A 26,335-nucleotide genomic window follows, 5' to 3' on the forward strand; every position below is an offset into this window, starting at 1 on the left:
CCTCGCCTCAAGTGGTTGGTCAACACTTCCACTTTGGCACATCGATGCCGTCGGCGCAGGAGTCCCTCCAACCTCCATGTCCTTAAGCCTCGTTAATTCTAGAAGGCGGCGTCCATACCATTTCTAACAAACTGACTTTTTAAGGATGCGCCAGTAGCCCTTCATGTTGTGCAGGGCGCGCACCCAGATCTCGCCGACTTCGCCTTCCTTCGCGTCTTGCAGCGTGCCAAGGTCAACGATGCGCAGGTCGACGCCGCGAATCCGCTTACCCGCCGAGCGCAACAGATACGCGCGTGGACCACCCGCATCATGGTCCTCGGGAGACAGCGTGGTCAGCGTGCCGGCCGGCGAGCCGCCGTACGCCATGAGCTTGAGCGAGGAAAAATATGCGTGCTCGACGCCGGGTACCTGCAACATGAAAAGCATCATGGCTGGTACCAGGAAGGTATGGCTGACCCGGTGCTCGGCGATGGCGGCGATGATCCGAGCCGGGTCGAAACCGGGCAGCAGCACGTTGCGTCCGCCTTCGATCAGCGGCATGAAGGCGCTGTTGATCCCGGCATTATGGAAAACCGGCAGGGCATTGAAAATAACGAACGCTCGCCATCAAACCCGGTATTCTCGGCATACAGCTCATTCATCAGGCTCAGGTTTGCGTGGGTCAGCTCGATACCCTTGGGCAGACCTGTCGTCCCCGACGAAAACAATTGCAGGGCAGTGTTGTCACTGCCGGATGGATACTGCATCTTCCGCACTTTTTGTGATGGCAACTCCAAATTACTCCCCATGCAATACCCGAATACGTAACAGGGCAAGGCTCGCTCTTCCATACATCTGCCGTTTGATCATCTTGAGGCGGTTGATATGTCCTTCAGTCATGCCGTTGCTATAGCTGCTCGTGAGCGCCGCATTCACAGCGGCGTAGTCCTGTTTCAAGCCCTCAGCAAAGCGACGCGGTTCCCAGATGCCGCTTTCGCAAGCTTGCCTGATCCAGCTGTCGAGCTGCGCAGGTACTTCCTTTCTTACGATGGCAATAAACTGTTGAGCCAGGCGGCGTGAATCGCTGACATGCGGATTCAGTTTGCAGAGCAGATCAATGAACTGCCGCCGGCTCTCCACCTCGACATCGCTGCGATATTCCAGGCCAAGCAACCAGGCGCACACGCTTCTTGACGACGGGATGATGATATTTCGGCCCCGCGCCGTTTCAGGCATAGTTCGACGCCATTCCTGCAGCCGTTGTCGAAGGATGCTTGGGCCGCCACGGTAACCTTTATCGACGATCTCGCGCATCCGCACCAACGCGTTGTGACAGCCTTCACTCCTGCGACGCAGCAAATAAGGTTTGAAGGCGGCCAACTTGCTGGCCCTGGGAGGTCGGCAGGCACGCTCAGGAAAGGCATCGGCCCTTAACCAGTTGCGCACCGTACGACGATCCAACTTCATGGTGCGCGAGATTGCCGAGATCGTCATGCCATTGCGCCGAAGTTGAACAACTTGTTAGAACTCGTTTCATTAATAGGTAGTCAATGTTTTTTTCGGCATGAAGAGGTTTCATCATGGCGCGAAGAGAAGAACTTACCGATGAACAATGGGCAGTCCTCGAGTCGCTCATTTTCGGAACGCCAGCCCGCGAACGCAGGCAGTCTGGCGCTGGAATCGGTGGCGACCGTCAGGCGCAGCCCCGGTACGGAGATGCGTGCAATGGCGTCTTGGAAAACCTGATTCACCATCAGGATCTTCGCTTCGCCTTTGTTTAGCACATATTCGGTCTGGGGCGGCGCCAAGCGCCAATTGACCGGCATGCTGACAGCACTGATCTTGTAGGCGGCCATCAGCAGCATTCGTTTGCATGTACGCTCGGTAGGCAAGTATCTGACGCTCTCGGGCTTCAGGCCGCAAAAGCCGATCCGGCGAGCTATGAACAGTCATCGCAGGCGGTAAGCGAGTGGCTGGAGCAAACCTACCCGGAGATCGCGCTTCGCGCCAAGAAAGAGGACGCCGAGATTCACTGGGGCGACGAGACAGCGCTGGTGAACACGGATGTGCAGGGACGCAGTTTTGCGCCCAGGGGCAAAACGCCGGGGACGCTGGCCGTAGGCGGCACACGGGAAAAGCTGTCGAAGATTGCCACGGTGACGAACCAGGGCAAGGCACGCTGGATGATCATTGACGGCGTGTTCAACCATGAACGGCTCATCGAGTTCTTCGAAGTGCTGGTCAAGGAAGTGCAGCGCAAGGTCTTCCTGACACTCGACAACTTGCCGGTGCATCACTGCAAGCCGGTCAAGGCATGGCTGGCAAAGCATGGGGAGCAGATTGAGGTGTTTCATTTGCCTAGTTACAGCCCTGAGCTCAATCCGGAGGAGCGACTCAATGCGGATCTGAAGCACGTCGTGCGCACTGCGGCGCCAGTCCGGACCAAGGCCAAACTCAGATCAGCGGCTGAGGCGCATATGACGATGATTTGCGAGGAGCCCGAACGTGTGAAGTGCTACTTCCGGGATCCTCATGTTAAGTACGCCGCTTAAACATATTTGAGGGCTGGATCAGGTGCCAGCCATGCCGCCTGTTCCCCTGTCAGGCGACTTCGAACAGCCCGGCTGCGCCCATGCCTCCGCCAACGCACATGGAAACCACTACATAGCGCACGCCGCGGCGCCGGCCTTCGATCAGCGCGTGCCCCACCAGACGTGCGCCAGTCATGCCATAGGGATGGCCGATCGAGATGCTGCCGCCATTGACGTTGTATTTGTCGGGGTCGATGTCAAGCTTGTCCCGGCAGTACAGCACCTGGCAGGCGAAGGCTTCATTCAGTTCCCACAGGCCGATATCCTTGACCGACAGGCCATGCTGCCTGAGCAGCTTGGGGATCGCATACACCGGACCAATGCCCATTTCCTCGGGTCCGCAACCGGCCACGGCCATGCCGCGATAGATGCCCAGCGGCGCAAGTCCGCGCTGTTCGGCGAGCTTGCGGTCCATCAGCACGCAGGCAGAGGCGCCGTCCGACAACTGGCTGGCGTTGCCCGCAGTGACCACGCCCCCCTCGATCACCGGCTTGAGCCCAGCCAGGCTTGCCAATGTGGTCTCGGGACGGTTACCTTCATCGCGGGAGAGCTGGACTTCCTTGTAGCTGACCGCCTTGGTTTCCTTGTCGACCACAGCCATCGTGGTGGCTATCGACACGATCTCGTCGTCAAACAGGCCGTTTTGCTGCGCCTGCGCCGTGCGCCGCTGCGACTCGGCAGAATAGGCATCCTGTGCCTCGCGCGAAATCCCGTATTTATTCGACACGAATTCCGCGGTCTGCAACATCGGCATATAGGCATGGCGCGCCGCGGCCACCACGTTGGGGTCGATTTCCTCGGCTGTCCAGGCCATGTAGCGGTTCTGCACCGCCGAGATATTGTCCTGACCACCGGCGACCGCGATCTTCATTCCGTCCACCATGATCTGCTTGGCGGCGGTGGCGATGGCCATCAGGCCCGACGAACACTGGCGGTCCAGCGTCTGCCCGGAGACGGTGCCAGGAAGGCCGGCGGCCAGCGCAGCAGTGCGGCCGAGGTTGCCGCCTGCGGTACCTGCGGTCAGGACTGCGCCGATCACCACGTCGTCGATTTCGCCGCCTTCCACGCCGGCTCGTTCGACAGCATGCCGGATCGCATGACCCATCAGCGTGGGGGATTTGATGTTGTTGAGAGAACCGCGGAAGGCGCGGCCGATCGGGGTACGTGCAGTGGAAACGATGACTGCTTCATTCATGTCGGACTCCGGTTGGGATAAATTTATTTGAACGGCCAGTCGGCGAAGCGATGCCCGCCAGTGATCATTTCGGTCAGCAGGCCGGCACGCGACCAGTAGCCATGCCGGTCGCCCCGCTGTGAGCCGTAATGGTCGAGACGGGCAGCGATCTTCTGCAAGCCGATCGTGTCTGCCATGTGCATGGGTCCGCCACGGAAGTCAGGGAAGCCGTAGCCGTTAACCCAAACCAGGTCGATGTCGCCCGGCCGGTAAGCGATTTCCTCTTCCAGGATTTTTGCACCCTCATTGATCAGCGGGTAGACGCAGCGCTCGATGATTTCCTCATCACTGATGTCGCTGCTTTTGCGACGCGTGATGCCATGTTGCTCTGCCAGCGCGACGCAAATGCGCTCCACTTCCAGGTCGGGCACCGGGTTCCGGCCGTCGTAGCGGTAATAGCCGGCTCCGGTTTTCTGGCCGAAGCGGCCCAGCGCCATCATCTTTTGCACCACCGCACGGTATGATGGATCATCAGGCAGTCCGCCGGCCTTGCCGCGTTCGATAACGACCTTGGCGGCCACGTCCAGCCCAGCCAGGTCCAGCATGCGGCACGGTCCCATGGGCAGGCCGAGCGACTGGATCGCGCCGTCAATCTGTGCCGGACTCGCGCCCTCCATCATCAGGAATTCGGACTCCCGCAGATAAGGCTCGAGCATGCGGTTGCCAATGAAGCCATAGCAGACACCGGAAACGACAGGCACCTTGCCTATGGTGCGCGCCAGCTTGACCACGGTGCCAAGCACGTCTGGTGCCGTCGCATCGCCGCGCACAATTTCCAGAAGACGCATCACATTGGCGGGGCTGAAGAAATGCGTCCCCAGGAAATCCGCTGGCCGGCCGCTGGCTTGCGCCAGGATGTTGACGTCAAGGGTAGAGGTGTTGCTGGCGATGATGGCCCCCGCCTTGCATACTGTACCCAGCTGTTTTGCGACCTGCTTCTTGATGTCCATGTTCTCGAACACGGCTTCGATCACCAGATCGCAATCGGCCAAATCCTCTACTCTCAGGGAGCCGGTCAGCAAGGCCATGCGCTTTGCCGGGTCGTCCGGACGCAGCTTGCCCTTGGCGGCGCTAGCTTCATAGTTTTTGCGCACGATGCCAAGCCCCCTTTCCAGTGCCTCAGCGCTGGTCTCGACGATGGTGACCGGGATGCCGGCATTGGCGAAATTCATCGCGATGCCGCCTCCCATGGTGCCGGCGCCGAGCACACCAACCTTGCGTATCGGGCGTGCCGTAAAGTCGGCAGGTACCCCCGGAATCTTGCCTGCGGCGCGCTCGGCGAAAAACAGATGGCGCATTGCCACCGACTGCGGTGACGCCCTGCATTCCTCGAACAATGCCGCTTCGACCGCCTCGCCTTCCTCGAACGGCAGCGTTGCAGCCGCTTGAACGCAGCGGACGATGCGCTGCGGTGCCGGATAGGCGCCCTTTTTCGTTTTTGCTTCGGCCAGTGCCTTGTCGAAAAAATCCGCCTCGATGCCTTCCATGGCAGGCGTGCGGTCTCGCGTCCGGCGCGGACCCTTGCCTGCGCCGAGCAGTTCCTGCACATACACAAGGGCTCGCTCCAGCAAGGCATCGTTCCCGCCCGGCTCGACCAACGCGTCGACCAATCCGCTATCAAGGGCCTTGGCGGCGTCGATCGGCTTGCCGCTCAAAATCATGTCAAGGGCGAGGCGCGCGCCGACCAGGCGTGGCAGACGCTGCGTGCCCAGCGAGCCGGGCAGTATGCCCAGCAAAACCTCCGGCAGGCCGAGACGGGTGCCTTCTACGGCGATCCGGTAGTGACAGGCCATTGCCAGTTCGAGGCCGCCGCCAAGCACGGTGCCGTGCAAGGCCGCAATGACCGGGCGGTCTAAGCTCTCGATACGGGCCAGGGTTCCGTTAAAAGTCTTTGCCTCGAAACCCGGTTTCGAAAATTCCGCGATGTCGCCGCCGGCAACAAAGGTCCGGCCGTCCGCATGTACGACAAGCGCCTGCAGCCTGCGGTCTGCCTCGAACTGATCGACCGCGTTTTTAATGCCTTGCACCACCTTGGGGGACAGGGCATTGACAGGTGGGTTATGAATACGCAGCACGCCGATGGTGCCGTGGACTTGCAGGGTGGCCAGGTCGCTCATGTCATTCCGGTGTTCTGATGAAAGCCTTAAGCTATCAGGAGCGGTATTGACGGGCTTGCGTTAAGTGGCTGAAAGAGGGAAAGACGCGAGGACAGGCTGAGGCAGGGCCGGGGCGCCCTTTCAGAGCATCATGCATTGAGGAACAGCTGGTGGAAAGCTGGCACGCCGCCGGCGCCGGTTTTGGGTGGGCGTTAACACTTGGCGGCACTCTGTCCGATACGTGCCGGCTCAGTCGGGAACGTTTGTCAGAGCGAACTTAACGCCCGCGACAGCCGGTTCAGACGCCGCGCCAGAGCGGCGCGCGCTTTTCTGCAAACGCCCGTGCGCCTTCCTGGGCGTCCTCGGATTTCACCACGGGGTCGACGATCGCGGCCTGCCGGCTGAACAACGATTCCGTTGGCCAGGATCCCGACTCGACGATGATGCGCTTGCTGGCCATTACCGCCAGCGGTGCATTTTCCGCGATGGCCTCTGCCAGCTTCAGCGCGGCGGCGAGCGCTTCCCCGGGCGGCGCAATGCGGTTAACCAGACCAAGCGAAGCCGCGCGCGGCGCATCGATCGTGTCACCGGTCAGCGCCAGTTCCATTGCGAGGTGGTAAGGAAGGCGACGCGGCAGGCGCAGCAGGCCGCCCGCTGCCGCCACCAAGCCGCACCGCACCTCGGGCAAGGCAAAGCGTGCGTTCTCGGCGGCGACAATCAGGTCACAGGACAGCGCGATCTCGAACCCGCCCGCGACTGCATAGCCTTCGACCGCGGCAATCAGCGGCTTGGCTGGCGGGCGCTCGACGATGCCGGCGAAGCCTGCGCCGGACACCGAAGGCCGCTCGCCTCGGGTGAAGGCTTTAAGATCCATGCCGGCGCAAAAACTGCCGCCCGCACCGGTCAGTACCGCGATGCGGAGCGTCGGATCGGCGTCGTAACGGGCAAGCGCCTGCGCCAGTGCCTCTGCCAGCGCCTGGTTGACGGCGTTGCGTGCCTCGGGGCGGTTCAGGGTCATGATTAGCACTGCGCCTTCAGTGCGCGTCAGAATTTCGTCGGCCATTGCGGACTCTCGTCTAAGAAAGTAGGAAAAAAACAGGAAATGGGCGGCGCCGCACGATGGCTTTACATCCAGGTCAATGCCTGCCCCCCGTCCACGGGTATGGCGGCGCCGGTGATGTAGCGTCCGGCATCGCTGGCCAGAAGCAATGAGACGCCATCCAGGTCGTCCGGACGACCGAAGCGCCGCATCGGCGTGCGCTTGACCAGTGCCTGCTCAAAGTCCTTGAGTGACTCCTGCATGTCGGTTTCGATATTGCCGGGACAAATCGCATTGACGCGTATGCCCTTGCCTGCAAGTTCCAGGGCCATCACGTGCGTGAGGTGGATCAGGCCAGCCTTTGACGCGCAGTAACTGGACAGGGTACCGCCGGCCCGCATTCCGGCGGTGGACGCGATATTGATGATGTTGCCGCTGCGGCGGGCAGCCATGCGACGTGCCGCTTCCTGGGCAACCAGCATCGCGCCCTTCAGGTTGGTGTCGAACACGCGTGCTATCTCGACTTTATCCTGCTCAATGAAGGGCTTGCTGTAGATAATGCCGGAATTGTTGTAAAGGATGTCCACCGGCGCGCCCGCCGCCTGCTCTGCAGCATCGAAGGCGGCGGCGATGGTTTCGCTGCGCGTGACGTCCAGGTACACACCGCTGGCTGCGCAACCCTCCCTGCGCAGCGCGGACACCGCCTCGTCGACGCGTTCCTTGCGGCGTGCGGCCAGCACCACGTGGGCGCTGGCGCGGGCATACAGGCCAGCCACGTGCCGGCCAATGCCGCTTGACGCGCCGGTTACCAGAACCGTCTTGCCACGCAGGCTGAACAAGGTGTCAATCACTGTTGATTCCCCTTATCGTTGTTATGTATCGTGACTAGCGCGGTCAGGATACCGCCGAACTCCTCAGTGCTGTAGCGGCCGTTCGGCCTGAACCAGGTCATCGCGCCGCGCACTGCACCATGCAGGATCAGCACCGCGGCGTCCGCTTCGCAGCGCAGCAGTCCGGCGGCATGACAGGCCTCGGCCGCATGCTTCCAGCTGCGGTTGTAGCGCTTTTGCATCCGTGTCAGCTCCGGCTTGGCGGCTTCCGGTACGTCCCGCCATTCCAAGAACAGCACGGCGTGGTAGTCCTTCCGAGCGCCGCCGACGATCGCCTCGAGCTCCAGCCGCACCAGCTCGCGCAGCTGCTGCAGCGGTGCCGGTACGTCCTCTAGGATCCTTTCCGCGCGCACACAGATGGTGAATGCGGCTTCCCGCATGATTTCCAGGAGTATTTCTTCCTTGGACTCGAAATGGTGGAACAGGCTGCCGGACAGGATGCCTACCTCGCTGGCGATGTCGCGCACCGTCGTTGCCTTGAAGCCCCGCTGGCGGAACATCGAGGCCGCGGAATTGAGTATGCGTTCCCGCGGTACGGCCGGATCGACAGCCTTGCGTTGAGACCGGGCATTGCGCCTGTGCTTGCGAGCTTCGTCGGTGTCGACTTTCAGGTCCATCAGTGTGCCGCTGAAACGAAGCTGCCGTCATTGATCACGGCAAGGCTACGGGAACCCGCGATGATGTCGCGCGGTGTCAGCCCCCAGTAGCGGCGCACGGTATGGCTGAAGTGCGACGAATCGGGAAAGCCAGTTTCCAGCGCGATATCGGTCAGCTTCAGGTTGGTATTCACATAGGACATGAAATTGCGGGCCCGCTTCCAGGCGCGGAAGCGCCTGAATGTGGTGCCGACCTCATCCTTGAACAAATGCAGGAAGCGCGAAAACGACAGGTCGACCTGGTCCGCGTATTCCTCCGCGCCGACGCTGTCGGAAGGATTGCGCTTAATGCGATTGACCACCGCGGCCATGCGGCACTCCAACCGGCGCGCCGGCAAGGTCTCGCCGAGCAGGAATTCATCAAGCCGGGACCGGATCGTGTTGACGTGGACAGTGCCGTCGGCGAGCGACAGGAAGCCGTCGCGCAGGCGCGGCAAGTGTTCCGCCCGGCCGGCCGTGCTTTCTGCGTTGTCCGAAGCCAGCCAGTCCGGCAGGCGCGTCATGTCGATGCTCTCCGGTTCGATCATGTAAGCCCCGATCCTGCGGTCGACAGTGGCGATCTGGTGTGGCGTATCAGGCGGCACCACGCATATCTCCATGCTCTGCCAGCCGCTGTTGCCGATCATGACGTGCATCGGCGAACCTAGGGAGACATACACCGTCAGCGCGCCGAACTCCCTGGTATGCGGTTGCCCGAGCAGACCCGCGTAACAGATGCGGTCCGGGGTGATGAGCATCAGCTTGCCGCGGCCGGCGGCTGCAATGCCGGCATTCGAAGAGGAGGATTTCTCGCTGCAGAATACGGATTGAATCGTCATATCGCCAGTCTCCTTGTCTTGGACCATCACACTGAAGTGTCGGGCACATGTGTTTTTGCAGAGCGTCATCCCGATCTCTTTTTTCAGCATGCCATGGCTGGGCATACAAAGCAACTGCTTGGTTTTACGACGCATTTGAGAAATAGCAAGTCCATTGCCTGCGGAAATCCCGCGCCCTCATGGTGATGTATGCGCTAGACACCGGCAGCCTCGGCGCGTTGACAAAGGCATATTTCTGCAAAGCACCAATCAATTGCTTGGTTACGCCATGGTACCGGTGAGCGCCATGCCAGGGCCGGGAATAGCATGTTTTCACAAGTCGGCTTCGGCTGGCCATGTTAGATTGCCCAGGAATCAATCCCGCCGGAATGAACGCGGCAAGGGAAGTCTGCCGCGACCGCCCAACAAGGAGACCTGATGGAGATTACAACGCCGGCCAGCGTACTCGTCCGACGCGCCGCCAATCCCTGCCTTCCCGAGTTCCTTCGGCAGCAGGTCGCACGCCACCCGCAGCACATTGCTCTGAAGGATGACAGCCGCAGCTTCACCTATGCCGAACTCGACCAGCGCACCAACCGCCTGGTCCATGCACTCGCCGAGCGCGGCGTCCGCCACGGCGACCGCATCGCCATCCTGGCGGAGAACCGCCTGGAATACATCGAACTGGAAATTGCCGCCGCCAAGGTGGGCGCCATCCTTGCTTGCCAGAACTGGCGGCAGGCGGACAACGAACTGGAGCATTGCCTGCGGCTCGTGTCGCCGCGTCTGGTGATCGCCTCGGCGCGGCACGCGCCGGCGCTCGAGCGCATCGCGCACGGCATCGACACGGTGATCCGCCTGGAGGATGCGTATGAGGCCATGCTCGCGCAGGCGTCCCCGGAGGCGCGTGCGCCGGACCAGCCGCTCGACCCGGAAGACGGCATGATCATCCTCTATACGAGCGGCACGACGGGCCTGCCGAAGGGCGCCCTCATCAGCCAGCGGGCCATGATCGCCCGCATGACGGTAGGCCGCATCGACGGCCTGGTGCAGCCGTCGGATACCTTCATTGCCTGGGCGCCGCTGTTCCACATGGTGTCGACTGACCAGGCGCTGGCCACGCTGATGACCGGCGGCACCGTCATCGTGATGGACGGACTGAACGTGCCGGCCCTTGTATCCTGCCTCGCACAGGAAAAGATCGGCCATCTCACCCTGATCCCCGGCATGATCGACCTGGTCATCGACGAACTGCAGCGCAGCGGCATCAAGGCGCGCGGCGTGCGCACGCTGGGCTGCATGGCTGACCTCGTTCCACGCGAACAGATCGCCCGTATCACCACGCTGCTGCAGGCCCCCTTCCTGAATTCATTCGGCGCCACCGAAACCGGCGCGCCTCCCGCCAGCCGCGCGATGATCCCGGTCGGCGTCACGCCGGCGGCGCTGCCGAAGGAGCAGAGTTCGCACTGCGTCATCCGGCTGGTCGATGCCGACGGTAATGAAGTGCCGGACGGGGTGCCCGGCGAGATGGCGGTGCGAGGCCCCACCCTGTTCAGCGGCTACTGGGGCGCGCCGAAGGAAACCGAAGCGGATTTCCGCGATGGCTGGTTTCACATGGGCGATGTCTTCGTGCGCAATCCGGACGGCAAGCTCGATTATGTTGACCGCCGAAAGTACCTGATCAAGTCCGGCGGCGAAAATATCTATCCGGCGGAAATCGAACGCGTTCTGCTGTCCCAGCCTGGCATCGCCGACGCCGTTGTTGTACGCAGGTCCGACCCGAAATGGGGCGAAGTACCGGTCGCCTTCGTCGTCAAGTCCGACCCGGCGCTGCAGGCTGCCGAGATCATCGAGGCTTGCCGCGGCAGGATCGCGGGCTACAAGCTGCCGAAAGACATTTTGTTTGTGCGCGACGATGAACTGCCGCGCAGCACCACCGGAAAGATCAAGCGCCACGAGCTCGAACAAGCCCTGGCCGAGCGGCTTGCCAGCAAGACTAACTCCCCCCTTTCTGCCATCGAAGGATAAACCTATGTCCAGCCTTGCCCGCAATCTCCGCATCGTACTCTGCGCGACTGCCCTTTCAGGCGCGTCGATCGCCTTCGCCGACACTGTCAAGATCGCCTACATTGATCCGCTTTCCGGCAGCTTTGCCACGACGGGGCAGAACGTACTCAAGAGCTGGCAGATGGTGGCGGAGATTGCCAACCGCGAAAAATGGGCCGGTGATCATACTTTCGAGGTGGTCGGGTTTGACAACAAGGCAAGCCCCCAGGAAACGCTGGTCATGCTCAAGACTGCGATCGACCAAGGTTATCGCTATGTGGCACAAGGCTTCGGTTCCGGTGCCGGACTGGCGCTGATCGATGCGATCAACAAGCACAACGAGCGTAACCCGGGCAAGGAGGTGATCTATCTGAACACCTCGGCTGGTGATCCGGACATGACGAACAGCAAATGCAGCTTCTGGCATTTCCGTCTCGATGCCCACTCCGACATGCGCATGGAGGCGCTCAGCTCTTTCATTGCGGAGGACAAGGGCATCAAGAAGGTTTATGTCATCAATCCCAACTACGCCTTTGGGCAGCAGGTGAGCCGCGCGGCCAAAGAGTCGATCAAGCGCAAGCGGCCGGATATCGAGATCGTGGGTGACGACCTGCATCCTTTCGGACAGGTAAAAGACTTTACCCCTTACATCAGCAAGATCGCCGCGTCCGGCGCTGATGTAGTCGTCACCGGCAATGCCGGCTCCGACCTTGCCCTGCTCATCAAGGCTTCCAAGGAAGGCAACCTGAATGCGGCATTCTTTACCTATTTCGCCAGCAGCCCTGGCACTCCTGCCGCCCTAGGCTCGGCTGGCGCAGGAAGGGTAAAGTCCCTTCCTTACTGGCACCCGAACAACGAGACCTTCGCCGGCAAGGAGGTGGTGGAAGCCTTCAAGAAAAAATACAACGACGACTTCTTTTCGTCGGCCACCTATGCCGGCATCGCATTGCTTGCAAAAGGCATCAAGACGACCAATTCTATCGACCCCGTGAAGCTCGCATTCGCCATGGAAGACATGAAGGTGCAGAGCCTCAATGGCGAGGTCGAAATGCGCAAGCAGGATCACCAGCTCCTGCAGCCCCTTTACATGGTCACCTGGACCAAGGTAAATGGCCAGGACGTGAAATACGATCACGAGAACACCGGCTACGGCTGGAAGACCGACGCCAAAATGGAGCCTCGCGTTTCCGCGCTGCCGAGCTCGTGCCGGATGAAGCGTCCCAATCTATAGTTTGGGCCCGCAAATAGATTGAATTTTAAGCTTAAGCGTTGTCTGAATTACGTGGATAAAGACGATGCGAGAACGCTCAGCCCGGCTGAGCAACATGAGCGGCGACGCTAGGTCATTCGTGCCCATCAGCGCGGACGGTCGAAGACAGAAATCGCCATGGAGGTCGGGCTAAGTCATACGGCGGTCACGCGCATCATTGCGCGCTACGAGGCCGAAGGCATGGCTGCGTTAGCGCCGCGCAAGCGCGGTCGCCGTGACGGAGAAGATCGGTCGCTCACGGTAGAGCAGGAGACCGAGATTGGCCGCATCATTTGCGACAAGCGTCCTGAACAACTGAAGATGGACTTTGCGCTATGGAGCCGAGCGGCTGTCATGCAGCTCATTGCCGACAAGTTTGATATTCGTTTGCATGTACGCTCGGTAGGCAAGTATCTGACGCTCTCGGGTTTCACGCTGCAAAAGCCGATCCGGCGAGCTATGAACAGTCATCGCAGGCGGTAAGCGAGTGGCTGGAGCAAACCTACCCGGAGATCGCGCTTCGCGCCAAGAAAGAGGACGCCGAGATTCACTGGGGGCGACGAGACAGCGCTGGTGAACACGGATGTGCAGGGACGCAGTTTTGCGCCCAGGGGCAAAACGCCGGGGACGCTGGCCGTAGGCGGCACACGGGAAAAGCTGTCGAAGATTGCCACGGTGACGAACCAGGGCAAGGCACGCTGGATGATCATTGACGGCGTGTTCAACCATGAACGGCTCATCGAGTTCTTCGAAGTGCTGGTCAAGGAAGTGCAGCGCAAGGTCTTCCTGACACTCGACAACTTGCCGGTGCATCACTGCAAGCCGGTCAAGGCATGGCTGGCAAAGCATGGGGAGCAGATTGAGGTGTTTCATTTGCCTAGTTACAGCCCTGAGCTCAATCCGGAGGAGCGACTCAATGCGGATCTGAAGCACGTCGTGCGCACTGCGGCGCCAGTCCGGACCAAGGCCAAACTCAGATCAGCGGCTGAGGCGCATATGACGATGATTTGCGAGGAGCCCGAACGTGTGAAGTGCTACTTCCGGGATCCTCATGTTACTCAGGAGTCCCGAATTTAGGCGACAATTTAAGAACGAACTAAGGATGTTCTGGTCGAACTTGCATGAAGAGAGACGGCAAAACATTCGATCATCAGACGTTAGAAGCCATCCGCTTGATGGCCATTGAACGCGTCCGCGAAGGCGAGCACCTGGCAGATGTGATTGCTTCATACGGTTTCAATCGAACGACAATCTACAGTAGCTCGCCGTCCATTGCGCAAAGGTGAACAGCTCAAAGAAAAGGTCGACAAACAACTTGCAGATATTCAGGAGCGCCCTGAACTTGTTCGCTCATTCTTCAATGCTCCATCTGTCGCCTATATTCGCGACTGCTGAGTAAGTACGCCGCTTAAACATATTTGTGGGCCGGGTCAATAGAGACGGCCATCTTGCGAGCAACGTCCAAGTCGTCAGATGCAATTCCGCCGATTGTGAATCCATGTACCACCTTGATCATATTTCCTCTCCCCTGCTCCAGCCAGGTGACTCGGAGCTCATCTTGGCCAAGCGGCAGAAGATCTGCGATAGCCACGCCATTACAAGTCGGTATGGGTTTGTCCGACCACGAAATCATGACTATTGCCCTTTTCGAGGCCTTGTTTTCGGAAAAACATAATCACAAACCCATGCCGGATCAATAACGACTGGATTCGGCCTGAGTTGGATGACCGTGCGCTTGGAGATGGTGACACATGCGTTTCGCGTGTGACCACGCCACTTCTCACCGGGGATGTGATATGTTGGCCACGATCGGGTCTGCCCGCTTGTCCATGCGCCGCGCGTGAAAACGTCACTGCGCAACGAAATCGTGAACACGGTTTCCTCCATACAGCATGTCTCCGGGCCAGGCTGGGTCAGTCTGTCAGTAGGCTGAGTCTTCTGCTTTTTGAGAAATGCGATCGCATTTGCAACGGTTCCGATCATGATGCCATCATCGTGTCCCCTATGGATCAGCCATTGCGGTGCCGGGATTGAATGCGATTGAAACGTTTGGCTCCTCGCATAGGTTTAATTAGCTATGGAATTGTGCTGCCTCTCGCTTATACCATTGACGTCTCATCTAGCAGCGCCTTAATCGTTACGTATTACTAACGTACGAGTGATTCAATGTGTCGAGTGCTCGTCAAGATGCCAGAATCGGCAATTTTTTCGCGGCCGATCGGGTGCAGAACTGCTTCATTCGCCTAGATTCAAAGTTACAAATAGAAGTTTCATTCAGGCTATTTGCGTTTCTATCCCACCGGATAAAGTTGCCTTATCCCATCTGAGTACCTAAAAACTTGCTTTTTGGCGTTTGTGCAGTACAGTGGATCCGGCACTCATGCGCGCGTGAGCGCGGGGTGGCATGGGACGCCTGCCACTTGGGTACACGGTAAAACCCGACCCGGCCGGGCTCGTTACCTAGCCTGCCCGGTTCGACTCCGGCGTGTGCCGCCGTATATTGATGGGATAAAGCGCATGGACAAACTCCTCGACAGCTCAGCAAAGCGTGGTATCAATCCTGCAACCGGCAAACCGTACCGATCTAAAGGCGGGAGCGATCCACGTAAGATGCGGTGGACCGCCGACCAGGGAAGCGTATTTACGGAAGAAATTGTCGAGAGCAAGGGCGAGTCGGGCGTGCCGGTGTTTGCACGCATCAGCATCGCATTCAATGTCGGGCCGGAGCTAGCCGCGCATATCGTCGAGCTGCATAACGAGAAGCTGGCGTAATGGGCATGTCAACTGTTCCTTTATCCACTCACCCTGACCCCATGCACGACCGCGAGGATTGGCGAGAGTACCAGCAGGCGCTAAAAACGGTCGCGGTAGCATTCGGCACTACTGTTTTTTGCAGCCAGACATTCGATTACATGCGGGTGCAGCCTCGATTTGATGGCCTGACACGCGAGCAATTTGATGCGCTTTCGACGCTTGCAACCCTGGTTGAATTGGTCAGTGGTTTTCCCGAAGGGTGCTTGGAACGCCTAGAGCCTCATGTGTCTCCCGTTGATACCCGCCTGCGCGAAATGGTGCTTGCCGACTTGCGCGAATCTGTGGCAAAGGCGGTGGCGTCACGTCCCTCCGATCATGCTCTAGGCTATCTTCAAGGAAAGGTGATTGCTTTCGCACTGTCGGGAGTCATCACCAAAGGCGAGTTCCATGACTTACACGACGAGCTAGAGCGTGTCGGCCTGTCGTCGCGCATGCCTGGCTGGGATCGATATGACGACACGTAACGTTTCGGACGCGATGATTGCGGCGTTAGCTGATGTGTCGCCGGACGCTGACTTTTTCGAACGACGCGACGCGCTAGGCAATGCTTGGTTTAGCGTGTTATGGGCGCCGGAATTTGCGAATGTCATGCTGGCGCCGTATCAAATGGCGATCGCGGCTGAGTATGTGGAAGGGAAAATTTCGCTTGCGGAATTCCGCGCTTCGATAGCGTCATGGCCAACATTCCTTGAGCCGGATGAACCGCTTCCGTTGCCGGCGATAATTTACCGTCGGAGGAATGATGCTGTTGAGTGACAGGGGTTCGTAGAGTGGACAAGGGTGAGCGGGAAATTCGATTGCGCGATGTGGCGTCAAGCCTTGGTTCCACTCGGGACGATGTGCGCGGTTTTGAGTTGCCTGACTATGTCGCGATGCTAGCGGAGATGTATGTCGATGACGCTATCGACATTTGGGATATGGGGAATGAGGCTCGGCGGTGGGTCTATGACGGTTTGCGGAGGGGCTGACGATGGCCGATGATTGGTATTCGGACGATACGCCGGAGCAGGCAGAAAGGCGTGAAGCGTTTCGCGTCATGGATGGGATTATGCGGTTGAGCGATGGTGCCCCTTACGACGCGGAGTTTTACGCTATACGAGAGTCGGTGATAAAAGGCACGACGAGCACTGATGAGGCTATCGCGTATCTGACCCAGCAGGCTAAGGCTGCAGCTAAGGCGGGTAATAGCTGACCGAATCGAATGGAAAGTCCCGTGAAGATGCGAACCAGGCGCCGCGCCTATGCTTGTGAAGCGCGGCATTTTCAAGCGGTACTTTGGTCGCGGTGGAAGCGCACGATCCTGTCCGGCCTGCCGCACGACGTGATCCAAACGCTCGCCGACAAGGGTCGTTCCGACTGGTGGATCGCGGGTTGGGCCACCCAGCCATGTCCGTGGGTAAAGGGCTGGCCTCCGCCGGTCAAGATGAGAAATACTGACAGTATTCGCTTTGCGGCATCATGCGTATGCGCGGCGTCGGACGACCGCTGCGAGCCGGCAATTGAAGCTGTATTGGACGGGTGGGTTGATTAACGGTGCCATTTGGGCTGGAGTGTAGAAACCTACGCTATTACGGCGTAAATGCGTAGGAATCTACACCTGAGGGAGGGCCCAAAACACCTAAAAAACCTTGGTTGAAACATTACCTTCGATAATTGAGATTATCTCGTGTGATATACGCCGCTGCCACGGCCAGCGGGAAATAGCGCGAACGCACGCGGGCTGCTATGCAGACAAGGGGAGCACAGAGATCGACGCACTGCGGGGCTTCTCGCGCGTCGGCGCAACCTTCACGGGTTTGCTAACCCGTGGAAAGCTACGGCTTTTTTGGTGGGTCGTCGCCGTAGAAAAGCCGCTCGAAATCATTGTCGTCGGCATCGAAGTTGGGCGCGACCTTGACACGGCCCTTCATGCTGCCAAAGACACGCCTGGGGCGCATCGGCATCAGCCGCACGCGGCGCCCATCGGCGGTGATGATCACGATATGCTCGCCCGCCAGTGCGGCGTCGATCAGTTCGCCCAATTTGTTCGCGGCTTCGTCGGCAGGGTAGTCAGGCATCACTGTATCGTCGGTGTGGAAGCTGGGGCAGAGCGCTTCTGCTTCTTTCTGTTGTACTTGCGCAGTCGGAGTTTAGCAGATGCTTCGTGTACGCGGCGATGTCCTCGTCGCAAGTGACCAGTTCCAGATCCTCAACTACCGACTGCACGATCCGCATGCGGTCTAACGGGTCGCAATGGTAAACGCCCTTTCTTGGGATCGGCAGCATCTTCAGGTTCAGAGGGTGATCCAGTGCGATGGGAAGCAGCTTGAAGCCGTTCGCCTCCACTTGCTGGGCTGCCGCCGCTGCCGTCACATCGATCCTAGAATCGTTATCTACTAGATTGGATGGCAAAACGTTCTTGATGGCCCAGATAAAGGTGTGCGTGTCGAGCAGTAACCTTCCTGCCATTAACCCCTACCTTCAAACATATCAGCCATCTCTTCGGACGAGTCGAAATCCGGGGTCGCCATGATCATGCAATTGAACTGGCCGATGCGACGCTTGCGCACTGGACCGGCTTCGACGTCGCCGACTTAGCTGCTGGCCTGCACGCCCGCAGGTGAGGTCTTGACGTTCTGGTGCTGCACGCCGCGCGGGTACGCGCTGCACATTCTCTGCCATGCCGGTCGCGGAAGGACGGTGCGCGAATCCGAGCCAAGCCTGATCTGCGATACAGGCCCAGCCATCTACCGGCGATGCTCTGCCGGCTGCGCGCTGCAGTATATGGAAATCGCCTTCACCAACACCGCCATTCTTGAGCCTCGCATGCCTACCGGCCGTCCTGCTTTTCCTAGGCCCTGGCGCAATGATGACCCAAAACTGGATCATCTTTTTCGGCTGCATCGTAGCCCCTTCCGGCGGCCGTAGTGCTATCGTCAATGTGTCATCCACACGCCGGAGCGCCCTATGCGCAAAGAACCCCAGCAGCCCCAACATGCGATTTGCGAGCCAAGCAAAGTCGATGAGACGATCACGCGCTTGGCCCGGTTGTTCAAAGTGAATCCGCCCGCCTTCTACGTGGTGCACCACGACGACGGCACTCATATGCCACACGTTCACATTGTGCCGACGCAGCGGCGCTGATACCGCACGTTTACGTTTTTCGTTGTAGTGAATCACTCAGACGAAAAACCAAAACAGGCCTATCAATAAACCCTTGATTTGCTGGAGAATTTCCCCCGATATGTGATTTCCCATGTCGGATGGCCACAAGTTCACTGCAACGAAAAACGCGCGGTGTTGCATGCAACAGGGGGTCAATCTATGTCTGCGGCATCAAAAAACAGTCCGCCTGATGCGGTTATGGAGAGTATTCGCGACTGGACCGGAGTGCTCTCCGAGGGAGGCGCCGATCCAGAAACGGCTCGGTCGTATGTGCTCGATGCACTCAGCATCGCAGTCCGCTGGCGCGCCATGACTGAGCCAGCCTTGATCCCCGCACGTGATCCCGAAAAAGCAGCTGAGTACCGATGTCTTGTGTTCGAGCATCAAGCCGAAATGGTTGTTAAGCTTCTCTTGTATCCTGGCCTGGACCTCGAGCCGCGTCACCACGCTCTCATCGTTGCGCAAGCGAAAATAATTCTTCGATGGCTGGCCGAACGTAGATTGTAACGCGCGCATCGCGCCAACTGGCGCTGCTACCGCGCCGGCCGGCGTGGAATTCGCCCCACATGGCTACTTCGGCTTAACTTTTTCCCCCGCATTGATTGACGGTGTAGGCTCAAGAAACTTGTAGCTCGGCGTGCGTTGCTGGCGCGGGTTCAATTCCGCCCGGAGTTTTTCATACCGGTCGTTGAATTCCTTGCTGGCGAACTTCACCGCCATGCCGCGCTCGGCGGCTACTCTCACCACACATTCATTGAACGCATCGTCGCCTAGCGGATCGAAATGCCCGTTTCCGAACCGTTTTTGGGCCAACAGCAGCGCCAGCTCGATGGTGTCGTCGGACTGCTCCATGACCCAGATCGCATCGGCGCAATCGCGCAAAATCTCCCGGTTGAAAGCGTCGAAATAGGAAACGTCGCCGTTGCGCCGCACCTGATACTTCAGGTTCTCCGTCGGATCGATGAGCGCAACAGTAGTGCTGACTCCGATGATCACAATGGCATTCACGCGCAGCTTGCTCCTGCTCTCTTGCTCAATACGCTGGCGCCGCAGCTCGAGTAGCGCTTCCAGGTCGCCGGCCTGCGCGCGCTCCATGAGGAACCCGCGATACACGGCCAGCGCCGGATCGGTCCGGTCAAGCCCGGCCAAGCGCTCGCGTGCCGCACGAATTTCCGCCTGCAGCCGCTTTTCCTCTCTGGTCGCCTGCATTTTCAGGATCGAGCGCTGCGCCTTGAAATCCGTGTAATTCAGTCTTTGCCGGCGTAGACGCTCCATCTCCGCTTTATGCCGCCGGCGCAATGCGCGTAACGCGTCCGTGGCGGCGCGTATCGCCGCACGCTCAGTTGGTCGCTGGTCGGCGCGCTGGGTGCGGCGCGCTTGCTGGTAACGGCGCCACATCGTCGGGTTAGGCGGCGGTGGCGTGATCGGGGCCCGCTTTTGCAGGTTTTGCAGCGTGTAGACGCCTTGAAGATAGCGCGAAGCCTCAGGCCAGGATTGCCTCATATGGCGCGTAAGCAGATCGGCCACATTCGTGTTCTGTGTCGAGTTCCGATGCCGGATCCGCGGCATGCCGTCTTTGAAATGCGAACCGTCCGTGATGATGTAATCCTCTGGCCGCACGCCATAGTCCTGCGCCAGCTGCGCAAGAAAGAAATTCGGGTCCAGACGGCGCTTGATTTCGTTCATTAATGCGCGCTGGCCTTCCTCGGCACTGGCGCGCGCATCGAGGTGATCACGTATCAGCTGCTCGGCGTAATTGTCCGCCGCCCTGCCGGTGCGTTCGTTGACTACTCGTCCGGTTCGCCCGGCAGGTGGTGCGAATCGCACTGCTCCATCGGAATCGGCGCGTCCCGGTCGTCCCACGTCACTACCAGAAGGTCCTTGCAGAACGCCTTCACCCCCTCCGGCGTGGCGGTCCACACCGCGTGCGTGCAGGCTTGGCATAGTGCGAATACCTGGGGTCGCCTCTCCGCAGGCAAATTTCGCAAGGTGCGACTTGTCAGCGGCAGCTCGGGCGGTTGCATCGGCGCATGCGTGGGTTCCGGCGTCTGGGTCGGTGGGCTTGCGCCGCCCTGCTCTTGTGTCGGCTTGTCCATAGTTCTCCCCTTTGTCGTATTTCCGATAAAACTCCTGTTCCAACTGCCCTAATAGCACCAGTTTCAGTTCGCTGTCCGCGGCTTTGTATTCCGCATATTCTTCCTTGCGCCCGCTATTGAGCAGCTTGACCTCGCGCGAGCGGCGCAACACCCAATCCTCCACCAGGTCATCAAGCTCATCATTCGTGCGCTTGCCGACGCCGACCTGACCGGCGGGCTTGCGGTCGAACTTTGGCGTGGCGCCCATACAGTCCCGGAATACGCCACTGGACAAATTCACCCACGTGTCGAAGCCCGGCGGACGGATGGCAATGTATTCCCTCTCCGGCCCTTTGCCCTGGTTGCGCACGCGGACCTCGCCGTACTCTTTCGCGAGCGCAATCAACCCCCTTTGATCGACTATCTGGCGCTCGATGACGGCCGCCTCCAGCACCTCCTTGACCTGCTTGAAAGATCCTTTTTTAAACTCCGTGACGTGATCGCGCCCGATGATATCCGCCTTGGTTGTAGAGTCGCTGCGCGGCCGGTCTTTCGGCGACACCAACTTGTAATCCCGGTTGATCGACTCCTGCAGCGCATCGAGCCAAATTGTGTTTTGCATCACGCGCCCCATCGGGTTTAGGGCCTTGCCAGACAGAAGGTTGACATTCGGGATGACCAAGTGAATATGGTCCAGCCGGTCGACATGTTCGCCTGTTGTCTCGTGTACATAGCTCTTGATTTTCGCGTAGTGCGCTTCGGCATAAAACAGATATTCGTCAGGCCGGTAAGCGGCCATCAAGTCCGCAACGTACCGGTCCACGATCTCTTTCATGGTCTGTTTGGGAGTGTCTTTTTCACTGAACGAGAGGGTCAGATGCATATACGTTTCCCCATTGTGTTCAATGCTCTTGATGAGTTTGCGCGTCGCTTCAATGTCGCCAGCCAGCGGCACGCGCTCATCGAGCTCATCCCTGGTGTACGGCCGCCCCGCTTTTTTGCCGTGCTCGAGATACTCGATGATCCCATCGTCGCCACCGCCCTGGCGAACGATCACGGGGGCAACCTCGACACCATGACGCGATTCAGAATGGCGAGCTGTTCGGCCACGGCCGCATAGGTTTTATCGGAGCAGCGGTCGTTCAAATGGTCGTAGTGGACCCGTTTGGCTAGCTGATTCGTGTTGTTGGCCACGGAAGCAAACAGCCTATACATGTCCCTGGTGAGCTCTTTCATCTTCGCCGGCACAGGTGGCACCGGCTTGATGACGACCTTGTCATTGTCGAACGCCGCTTGAAGCGTCTCGCGGATGAAGCGCGACGCCGACATGCCGCCCGCCTTGCATGCGGCCTTTACCTGATCGTGCAGCGGCTTTGGCAGCCGGCACGCGACCACGGGGGATACGTCGTCTATGTCGCCGTCCGTCGGCGGCGCTGTAAGCAGTTGGCTCATCGATGCCTCCATCGCATACATAAAGGAACGTGCGTCAGCACGGGCGGGAGTTTCTAAGAGGGGCCGCCGCCCCTCTTAGGCACCAGTTTGTAAAGGTTGACGCTAGTCAACGTTTACAAACTCGTCGTGCCTCAGGAATGTCTTTTCTTGTGCCGTAGGAAATAAGTTACCACTGCAGTAGAAGCACAGGGCGCTAAAAGTCTTGCAACAACCATGCTGGCGAGCCAGGTGGCGTATTGGTGGTGCTGGGCTTACCGATCGCAGCCAGGCGCGCTATGGCCGACGAACCGCTCGCGCACGAATGCGAAAGGCCTTAGCGGCTCTTGAATGCGTTAGTAACAGGTGGCGTGATTACCGCGCCGGTTGGTGCGGATTCCACGCCGCGCGGTACGGACCTTGCCTTTATAGCGACTTAGGATAAAACAAATACATTGATACCCAGAAAGGAAAGCACATGCGGAGCGCAATGAGCCAGGGCGGAATGCGGGCGAAACTTCGTTATATGTTTGGGGAATGCATAGGCCATTATCCGTTTCGCCTGAACTTGGACAAGCTGCATGATATCCAAGCGATCCTGCACCATTTTCATATTCCGGCAATGGCGCTGAAACTGGACCGGCCGTCCAACAGCAACCATAACAGAGTGATCCATGCATGTTGCGCCGACGCTTGGTGTTCCTGATAGCGTCCGCGTGTCCGAGCCTGGCGAAATCGTCTACGTTATCGTCGGGAACAATATCGAGCCGGAGGAAATAATACGGCTGGTGTCCTCAGCGGAGGTCTGGCCGACAAAACAACTTCCCTCTGCACGTGCACATCAGATGAGCGCAAGTACCTTCCGAACGATCGTCCAAGACGCCTTCAAAGATCAGCAGCCGCCAACTCCGCCGCACTGATACGGCTTGTTCTAGGCAGCGCCCGTGTCTCACACCGTAGCTCTTATGGCCATTCTCGGCGGCTGCTAAGGGCCTTCCGTTACGCGCCAAGAAGTTCGATCCGAAGCGCTCTGCCTGGCGGCGCTGCGCTAGCTCGGTCATCATCTCGCGAGTCGATGGGTTTTTCATGATCCGCCCTCGGCTCTGCGAGCTGGCGCAATCGGCCGTTGATTGAAGGTTCGGTAGTGGTAAGGTAGCCGTAGTCCGCCGCTATCTCTCCATGTAGACCTCACTCAACGCAAGCATCAAACAGCGCCAGGTTCTCAGCAAGCAGCTGGTCAATGCGAACCCAATTCCCGCTCGCCCCTGCGTGGTGTAGTTTGGTTGTTGTCTTTTTCATGACTCCATCGTACCGGTTTGCGGTATGCGTCACTTCACCAGGTCGCTTTTCAATACGGGAGTAAAGCCATTGCATGGCGCCGATATCGCATGCGCTCACACAATCTCTGTTAAACGCGGTTCGTTCCGATCCACATTTTTTTGATAACGATTACACATATTATGTGAGCGCATACGTGTGGCATTGCGGCATACGCTTGGTGCACGTATTTCCAAAAATGGATAGACCATAACTGCGCCTCAGGGACAAAGGCATGGAGCACACAAGAATGAGAACATTCGTCCAGCTTCAAAGCGGCGCTGTTGGCACGACTGGCGCCGCCGTAGCCGTCGGTGACATTGCCGTAGTCCTAGTCAGCCTGCCCGGCATTGATCATCGCAACAGCACAATCACGTTCGGCGACGTCGCGGAGATTTTGGATAGGACAGGATACTGGCCACGCCAGGCAGCGTATTTTCGCCAAGTATCAATGCGAGCAAGGCAAACGGAACAACAGAATGCCTCCACAAAACCCACAGCCTAGGCCTGCAGCATACTAACCGCCAGATGACATACGCGCATTGCGTGAGGTATGCGGCCTGGCACAAACCGCAGCTGGCGCCCTGCTGCACGCTCGCAGGACGTGGCAGCAATGGGACTCAGGCGATCATGCAATACACCCACCTTTGGGAGCTTTTTAATCGAGTCAGCGCAGCTAGGCTAAAGAGAGACGAATGGAAACCGAAAACAAACCCTTCGCGGAGTGGACCGACGCCGAAAGACAGCAGCGTTTGGACGATCTGCATGCATTGTATGGCCCCGAACATCCCGCCGTGATCTATGCGAGCAGCACCAGCGTTCGCATCGACGTGAAGAATCGGGCCGATTTCGATGTTATCCCGCGCCCAAAGTACCCTGCGGCGCGCGGCTGGATGAAAACTGTGGCTGACTATACGCCGGTTCGCCATGAGCCGTATATGGTGGTTTTCAAATACGAGGTAACGGACCCAGCGGAATTGGCGGAAATCGAAGTTCTGCTCGCCACGCAACGGGCGGAGCGCCAGCGTATGTCCTACGAGGCGGACCAGTTGCGTTCCAGTATTTGCAAGTCGAAGTCCGAAGACAAGTAAAGAAACCGCGCCGGCGCGGCCGGGCATCCCAATGGAGACCGCAATGACCGAGAGCACGACGATTACTTACCCGCTTCAAGAAAAGGGCGACCGCGTCCCGACCCTTTTCCGGGCAACAGTCTACTCTACCGTGGCGCGCTTGGACGATCACAGCCCGAACGAAACAATGGCGTATATCGACGCACTGGACCGGGATGACGCGGCGCGACGCATGAAACAAATGCTGGCGGCGCTGTGGCATGTGCCGGCGGAGTCGGTCGAGATCCATAACTTGAGGGGTGAATCGGAACTACGGCTAAACTCGACTCACCGTGATGGCGCGGATCTGCGCCTTTTCGAAATTGGTTGGGGATCCGAGAAGGGGCCGCTCTACCCTCGCGCCGACGAACTGCCGTATCTGCTTGTCCGGCCGGAAACAATGAAGCGACTCATGGCGGCATGGACCATGCATCCCCGGAAACGCATGGCGCAACCCTGCCGAGACTTAACGGCGTAGCCCATATTTTGATCGTGCTTATGTGTCTTGATGGCAACGTTCAAGGCCCTTCGGTCAAAATACAAGCGCTTTCATGTCAAAACCGCTGCGAGCATGTCATGGACGCGATCAAAGCGAGGGTCGAGCCGATGAACCGAACCAATCTGGCCGGCGGCCCGTCGCGCCTGCTAATACTCTCAACGGAAAGCGTAGCGGTATCAAACAGTTATTGACTACCACGACGGACGTATGGTCGTGAACGCCAATTGGGATATTTCCTTGCAATATCTTTAGCCATGTCATGCTTTCAAAGGCGTCTGCCGTGTCAATTACTCCCTCGGACGTGGCATCGACCACAATGCTAACGCTGTACCGTTAGTTCGTTTTTAATCGCCGTGCACTGCGCTCTTGTCACCATTGGTTCTTCATGCCCAGCGTGGCAATTGATTGCGGAGAAACCAAGCCTCGCCTAAGTCCCCGCGACTTACGAGATGTTGCGCGCTGATTCACATAGCTGACGAGAGTGCTGAAATCTCAAGTGTCGATTTCAAGCGCTTCGCATGTTTCAGCGTCGGTCGTGGATTAGACGAGCGTCAACGATTTCTGGATTTCAGGAACAATTGTCATTGCCACCCTCGGTAAAGCTTCCGCCAACAACTCAACACTTGCGGCCTCCATCCATTCGGGCGGTTAGCTCATTAACCGTATCGCCTGCCTACGTATGTATGCGCTGCAGCAGCCCGGCACTAAAATTTCATTAATCATCCGGCGGGCCGCATGCCCTGCAGTTGACCTAAGCCAGCGCAGCGGTCCCGCGCTTTCTGCTCTCCCCGTCGATTAGCGCTCTCCCCGTGTCATACGCCGTTGCGCTTGCCAATAGTGAATCGCATCATGATTTCCAGAATTTCGCCAGCGAAACCATATCGGCGCGCGTAAGACTCTGCGCAGTGCAGCGTAGGACGTACTGCGTGAATCCTGCCATGCCGTCGCCAATGACGGTAGGCGGCTCGATACTGATCTCGCATTGATGACAGCCGATCTTGCCAGGATGCTCGATGGTCTGCTCAACGCGCTGGGGGGAAAATCTGCCAGAAATAGGCCAACCGGACATTGACGACTTTCCCCAGCCCGACGCCGGGCAGCAGGAAAAACAGGCTAAGGAAACATAACAGACCGCGACGGTTGCTACGACCGTCCCTCGCTATCGACCCCTGCAGTGGTGCAAAAAGGCTTGGGTAAAGTGTTCGCGGATGGAACTGAGATTCTGTACAAATTCGCAAAGTGCATTTACATGGACGCCGCCATTTGCCAAGTAATAAACGTATGACACAAGCAGGATAGAGGTTGCTCGCTTACATTCGGCCTTTGGGTGCGGCTTTAGGCCGCTGGCCTCTATGGAATTCGCTGACGACTA

General features: G+C 58.7%; 26 protein-coding genes and 4 pseudogenes. 15 read left to right on the forward strand and 15 right to left on the reverse strand.

Going from position 1 to position 26,335, the window contains the following annotated elements; all coding sequences use genetic code 11:
• Positions 1–123: 123 nt before the first annotated feature.
• The 5 genes and pseudogenes from FH061_RS28705 to FH061_RS28720 form a co-directional block, all read right to left on the reverse strand.
• Positions 124–591, reverse strand: a complete 468-nt coding sequence (locus FH061_RS28705) for an AMP-binding protein (protein WP_264158767.1) — start codon at positions 589–591, stop codon at positions 124–126.
• Complete coding sequence (locus FH061_RS31955; RefSeq protein ID WP_151639263.1) at positions 531–830, reverse strand: AMP-binding protein; 300 nt, start codon at positions 828–830, stop codon at positions 531–533. The genes FH061_RS28705 and FH061_RS31955 overlap by 61 nt, the downstream gene beginning before the upstream one ends.
• Entirely contained in the window at positions 778–1,293 is a 516-nt protein-coding gene (locus FH061_RS28715) for a transposase (protein ID WP_318841069.1), read from the reverse strand. The genes FH061_RS31955 and FH061_RS28715 overlap by 53 nt, the downstream gene beginning before the upstream one ends.
• Before the next feature lie 123 nt (positions 1,294–1,416).
• Positions 1,417–1,488 (reverse strand): annotated as a pseudogene (locus FH061_RS31705) (hypothetical protein); the annotation flags it as partial.
• Between the two features lie 38 nt (positions 1,489–1,526).
• Positions 1,527–1,844, reverse strand: coding sequence for an AMP-binding protein (locus tag FH061_RS28720; RefSeq protein ID WP_151639265.1), 318 nt, complete (start codon positions 1,842–1,844; stop codon positions 1,527–1,529).
• A 1-nt stretch (position 1,845) separates the two neighbouring features.
• Here FH061_RS28720 and FH061_RS28725 point away from each other — a divergent pair.
• Positions 1,846–2,531, forward strand: a pseudogene (locus FH061_RS28725) (IS630 family transposase); the annotation flags it as partial.
• Positions 2,532–2,580: 49 nt separating this feature from the next.
• On the opposite strand, the gene FH061_RS28730 reads toward FH061_RS28725, so the two are convergent.
• The 6 genes from FH061_RS28730 to FH061_RS28755 all read right to left on the reverse strand — a co-directional run bounded on the left by FH061_RS28730 (position 2,581) and on the right by FH061_RS28755 (position 9,303).
• A complete protein-coding gene (locus tag FH061_RS28730) occupies positions 2,581–3,765 on the reverse strand; it encodes an acetyl-CoA C-acyltransferase (RefSeq protein WP_151639266.1) in 1,185 nt (394 codons plus the stop codon).
• Positions 3,766–3,788: 23 nt separating this feature from the next.
• Entirely contained in the window at positions 3,789–5,921 is a 2,133-nt protein-coding gene (locus FH061_RS28735; RefSeq protein WP_151639267.1) for a 3-hydroxyacyl-CoA dehydrogenase NAD-binding domain-containing protein, read from the reverse strand.
• A 277-nt stretch (positions 5,922–6,198) separates the two neighbouring features.
• Positions 6,199–6,963, reverse strand: coding sequence for a crotonase/enoyl-CoA hydratase family protein (locus tag FH061_RS28740; protein WP_151639268.1), 765 nt, complete (start codon positions 6,961–6,963; stop codon positions 6,199–6,201).
• 62 nt (positions 6,964–7,025) lie between these two features.
• Positions 7,026–7,790 (reverse strand): SDR family NAD(P)-dependent oxidoreductase, encoded by a 765-nt coding sequence (locus tag FH061_RS28745; RefSeq protein WP_151639269.1) that lies wholly within the window; start codon positions 7,788–7,790, stop codon positions 7,026–7,028.
• On the reverse strand, positions 7,787–8,446 hold the full coding sequence (locus tag FH061_RS28750) for a TetR/AcrR family transcriptional regulator (protein ID WP_151639270.1): 660 nt from the start codon (positions 8,444–8,446) through the stop codon (positions 7,787–7,789). Before FH061_RS28750 ends, FH061_RS28745 begins: the two co-directional genes overlap by 4 nt.
• Positions 8,446–9,303: a helix-turn-helix domain-containing protein gene (locus FH061_RS28755; RefSeq protein WP_192805317.1), complete on the reverse strand. Its 858-nt coding sequence runs from the start codon at positions 9,301–9,303 to the stop codon at positions 8,446–8,448. Before FH061_RS28755 ends, FH061_RS28750 begins: the two co-directional genes overlap by 1 nt.
• Before the next feature lie 417 nt (positions 9,304–9,720).
• On the opposite strand from FH061_RS28755, the gene FH061_RS28760 reads away from it, so the two are divergent.
• The 9 genes and pseudogenes from FH061_RS28760 (at position 9,721) to FH061_RS28800 (ending at position 16,922) form a co-directional block, all read left to right on the forward strand.
• The gene (locus FH061_RS28760; RefSeq protein WP_151639272.1) at positions 9,721–11,310 is read left to right on the forward strand and encodes a class I adenylate-forming enzyme family protein; all 1,590 of its coding nucleotides are present in this window, start codon (positions 9,721–9,723) and stop codon (positions 11,308–11,310) included.
• 4 nt (positions 11,311–11,314) lie between these two features.
• Positions 11,315–12,559: a branched-chain amino acid ABC transporter substrate-binding protein gene (locus FH061_RS28765; protein WP_151639273.1), complete on the forward strand. Its 1,245-nt coding sequence runs from the start codon at positions 11,315–11,317 to the stop codon at positions 12,557–12,559.
• A 51-nt stretch (positions 12,560–12,610) separates the two neighbouring features.
• A pseudogene (locus FH061_RS28770) lies at positions 12,611–13,654 on the forward strand (IS630 family transposase).
• A gap of 44 nt (positions 13,655–13,698) precedes the next feature.
• Positions 13,699–13,833: pseudogene (locus FH061_RS28775) on the forward strand (IS630 family transposase); the annotation flags it as partial.
• A gap of 1,261 nt (positions 13,834–15,094) precedes the next feature.
• On the forward strand, positions 15,095–15,349 hold the full coding sequence (locus tag FH061_RS28780) for a hypothetical protein (protein WP_151639274.1): 255 nt from the start codon (positions 15,095–15,097) through the stop codon (positions 15,347–15,349).
• Between the two features lie 5 nt (positions 15,350–15,354).
• Positions 15,355–15,855 carry a hypothetical protein gene (locus FH061_RS28785; RefSeq protein ID WP_151639275.1) on the forward strand — a complete coding sequence of 167 codons (501 nt, stop codon included), beginning with the start codon at positions 15,355–15,357 and terminating at the stop codon, positions 15,853–15,855.
• A complete protein-coding gene (locus FH061_RS28790; protein ID WP_151639276.1) occupies positions 15,842–16,147 on the forward strand; it encodes a hypothetical protein in 306 nt (101 codons plus the stop codon). The genes FH061_RS28785 and FH061_RS28790 overlap by 14 nt, the downstream gene beginning before the upstream one ends.
• Before the next feature lie 214 nt (positions 16,148–16,361).
• Positions 16,362–16,583, forward strand: a complete 222-nt coding sequence (locus tag FH061_RS28795) for a hypothetical protein (protein WP_151639277.1) — start codon at positions 16,362–16,364, stop codon at positions 16,581–16,583.
• Between the two features lie 21 nt (positions 16,584–16,604).
• Positions 16,605–16,922, forward strand: coding sequence for a hypothetical protein (locus FH061_RS28800; RefSeq protein WP_151639278.1), 318 nt, complete (start codon positions 16,605–16,607; stop codon positions 16,920–16,922).
• 283 nt (positions 16,923–17,205) lie between these two features.
• Here FH061_RS28800 and FH061_RS28805 read toward each other — a convergent pair whose 3' ends face one another.
• Both FH061_RS28805 and FH061_RS28810 read right to left on the reverse strand, forming a co-directional pair.
• On the reverse strand, positions 17,206–17,448 hold the full coding sequence (locus FH061_RS28805; protein ID WP_151639279.1) for a type II toxin-antitoxin system Phd/YefM family antitoxin: 243 nt from the start codon (positions 17,446–17,448) through the stop codon (positions 17,206–17,208).
• Positions 17,441–17,839: a PIN domain-containing protein gene (locus FH061_RS28810; RefSeq protein WP_151639280.1), complete on the reverse strand. Its 399-nt coding sequence runs from the start codon at positions 17,837–17,839 to the stop codon at positions 17,441–17,443. The genes FH061_RS28805 and FH061_RS28810 overlap by 8 nt, the downstream gene beginning before the upstream one ends.
• Positions 17,840–18,337: 498 nt before the next feature.
• On the opposite strand from FH061_RS28810, the gene FH061_RS30795 reads away from it, so the two are divergent.
• Positions 18,338–18,514, forward strand: coding sequence for a hypothetical protein (locus FH061_RS30795; protein ID WP_192805318.1), 177 nt, complete (start codon positions 18,338–18,340; stop codon positions 18,512–18,514).
• Positions 18,515–18,616: 102 nt separating this feature from the next.
• Positions 18,617–19,042 (forward strand): hypothetical protein, encoded by a 426-nt coding sequence (locus tag FH061_RS28815; protein ID WP_151639281.1) that lies wholly within the window; start codon positions 18,617–18,619, stop codon positions 19,040–19,042.
• A 63-nt stretch (positions 19,043–19,105) separates the two neighbouring features.
• Here the strand turns inward: FH061_RS28815 and FH061_RS28820 are convergent, their stop codons facing one another.
• Complete coding sequence (locus tag FH061_RS28820) at positions 19,106–21,667, reverse strand: LPD7 domain-containing protein (RefSeq protein WP_151639282.1); 2,562 nt, start codon at positions 21,665–21,667, stop codon at positions 19,106–19,108.
• Positions 21,664–22,062 (reverse strand): hypothetical protein, encoded by a 399-nt coding sequence (locus tag FH061_RS28825; RefSeq protein WP_151639283.1) that lies wholly within the window; start codon positions 22,060–22,062, stop codon positions 21,664–21,666. Before FH061_RS28825 ends, FH061_RS28820 begins: the two co-directional genes overlap by 4 nt.
• Before the next feature lie 454 nt (positions 22,063–22,516).
• On the opposite strand from FH061_RS28825, the gene FH061_RS28830 reads away from it, so the two are divergent.
• The 3 genes from FH061_RS28830 (at position 22,517) to FH061_RS28840 (ending at position 24,942) form a co-directional block, all read left to right on the forward strand.
• Entirely contained in the window at positions 22,517–22,744 is a 228-nt protein-coding gene (locus FH061_RS28830) for a hypothetical protein (protein ID WP_151639284.1), read from the forward strand.
• A 1,306-nt stretch (positions 22,745–24,050) separates the two neighbouring features.
• Positions 24,051–24,446: a hypothetical protein gene (locus FH061_RS28835; protein ID WP_151639285.1), complete on the forward strand. Its 396-nt coding sequence runs from the start codon at positions 24,051–24,053 to the stop codon at positions 24,444–24,446.
• Positions 24,447–24,489: 43 nt separating this feature from the next.
• Positions 24,490–24,942 (forward strand): hypothetical protein, encoded by a 453-nt coding sequence (locus tag FH061_RS28840; RefSeq protein ID WP_151639286.1) that lies wholly within the window; start codon positions 24,490–24,492, stop codon positions 24,940–24,942.
• The last annotated feature ends 1,393 nt before the right edge of the window (positions 24,943–26,335 follow it).

It is taken from the genome of Noviherbaspirillum aerium (assembly GCF_008929045.1).
Classification (GTDB): Bacteria; Pseudomonadota; Gammaproteobacteria; order Burkholderiales; family Burkholderiaceae_D; genus Noviherbaspirillum; species Noviherbaspirillum aerium.